The sequence below is a fragment of the Nostoc sp. UIC 10890 genome (assembly GCF_054786515.1).
Window position 1 is genome coordinate 1 of record NZ_JBSGKF010000094.1, and the last position, 2496, is coordinate 2496.

At 43.5% G+C, this 2496-nt stretch carries 1 protein-coding gene; it reads left to right on the plus strand.

Annotated elements, in window-relative coordinates:
• Positions 1 to 1974, plus strand: a 1974-nt coding sequence (locus ACWATR_RS39360) for a tetratricopeptide repeat protein (protein ID WP_460345635.1), incomplete at its 5' end; no start/stop codon positions are given.
• Positions 1975 to 2496: the final 522 nt, after the last annotated feature.

Here is a 2496-nt window from a genome sequence, read left to right on the forward strand (position 1 = left end):
CTAGATCCAACCCAGTGGCGGCGGGCGACTTCGGCAGGCGATCGCTTAAATTTACTGTTAGATGCCTATGTGCGACGGATGCTGACACAGGATACCCCTAGCCGCGCCTATCGTCAGGGAAAGATTCCTAGCCCCGAACAGAGTCAGAAGTGGCTGGAAATTCTGGCCTTAGAGCTTTTGCAAGAGTCAGAAACCGAGTTTTTGATTGAGCAAATTGGAACAAGATGGCTGTCAACACCCCTTCAAAAATGGCTATTTACTGCTTTTGCCGTAATTGGTTGGGGGTTAATCGTTGCTGTAATTTGTTGGGGACTATTGGGTTCGATTCGGTCAAGCTCTAGTTTGCGGTTCGGATTGGTGATTGGCTCTTTGTATGGCTTAATATGTGCAATAGATGTCTTAAATAATTTGCCACAGATAGAATCAGTCGTGGGAGGCATCAACATCTCATTCTTAAGTCTCAAACGACACAAAATATTACGCAAGCTGTCGTCTTGGAAAACTATATTAGTCCCTACTCAAATTAGCGTACTAATTCATAAATTGAATGAATTCAATATTCCAACATTGAACTTCACCTTTAATATTCCAACATTGGACTTCGACTTTGAACAGTGGCGCTTCAAAATTAAAACTTTATCAGTGCCAAATCAAGGAATTAGGAACTTGTGGCGAAATGCAATCCTGATTACGTTAATATTTGTACCTTTGCATACCTTGATAGTCTGTCTTGCACTACGTTCAACGTCTTCTGTTAATAACATTGTGCTAATTTCCCTCTCCATAGCTCTGCTACTATGGATTGCGCGGGGAGGGGGATATGTCTGCATCAATCATTTTCTAGTGCGTTTATCTTTGTGTCGCACTAACTCAATTCCTTGGGACTATGCTTGTTTTCTCAACTATGCTACAGAACGGCTATTGCTCCAGCGTGTTGGTGGTCGCTATCGCTTTATACATGACTTGTTAAGACAGTCTCTTGCTCAACGTATAATTGACACCCATCCACATTTAATTAGTTCTCAAGTTTTCTTTCGTTGCGCCCAAGGCTACTATTCGATGGAGCAGTATGATCAAGCTTTGCAAAACTATGATCGCGCCATTGAACTTTACCCCCGATATGTCGCGGCGATCATAGGTCGAGGCTTTACATATCGCTTGATGGAACGCTACGAGGAAGCGCTGCAAGATTTTAATCGTGCCATTGAACTTAATCCCCAAGATGAACAGGCTATCACAAGTCGAGGCCATACCTATCGCTTGATGGAACGCTACGAGGAAGCGCTGCAAGACTTCAATCGCGCCATTGAACTTAATCCCAAATATGATTGGGCGATCGCAAGTCGAGGCTTTACATATCGCTTGATGGAACGCTACGAGGAAGCGCTGCAAGACTTCAATCGTGCCATTGAACTTGTTGAACCCAAATATGAGTGGATGATCGCAAGTCGAGGCATTACCTATCGCTTGATGGAACGCTACGAGGAAGCGCTGCAAGACTTCCACCGCGCCATTGAACTTGAACCCAAAAATGAGTGGATGATCGCAAATCGAAGCCGTACCTATTGCTTGATGGAACGCTACGAGGAAGCCCTGGAAGACATTAACCGTGCCATTGAACTTGACCCCAAAGATGATTGCTACCGATACTTTCGTTCCCTTATCTACCTCGCCTTCCACCAAGCCGTGTCCGCCGAAGCTGATTTGAACATTGCCATCGAAATCGCCCAGCAAAAACACACCAAAAAACCCGGCAATTACGAAAATACTTTCAACCTAGCACTCTATCACCTCGTTGCAGGCAATCTCTCAACCGCCCAAGAGTTATATCAGACTGCACTTGAGCAGACAGCTTTGCAAACCCAGATCCGAGATGCCATTCAAGATTTGAAGGATTTGCTGCGGGTGTTTCCTGAAAATACCTCTGCCCAGGAAGTAAAAGCAGTGCTGGAGGAAAAGCTGAAATTATATTAACGTGAATTCGACAGGGCTAAAAAATAGCAGGAGGTTAAGCAGGTAAGTCTTTTGGGCAAATGTCAAGAGATTGTTTTTTAGACAAATTAAGTATAAGCAGCCAACCCTGCTATAAAATTAACCAAAAAGTTAAACCTTTTAGGAGAGAGGTCAAAGTCAATACTGTTCGGTTAAGCATTTTTAACTTGGAATTGGGTTTTGGGAAAAGGTTACTGGGTTTGGGTTAAGGTTTTTCTTTCTCCTTTTCCCCTTCCCCTTTCCCCCTTAACCGAAAAGTATTGAGGTCAAAGTCTATCGCATACAAAAGAGCGATCGCAATCACAGCGCCTCAGCTATGTACAAAAATTGTTGAGAGAGTTGACCTGGGGAACATCCTGGAGTGAAGATAAAAGGGTTAGATATCTTGTCACAGTACTAAGCACATCTGATATCGGCTTATTTCCTTTCATTTCCCTACTTTTGGGGTAAAGACAGAGGGTAAGGGCGATAGATATTAACGCGGCAAAAAACTAAAAAAAGTAC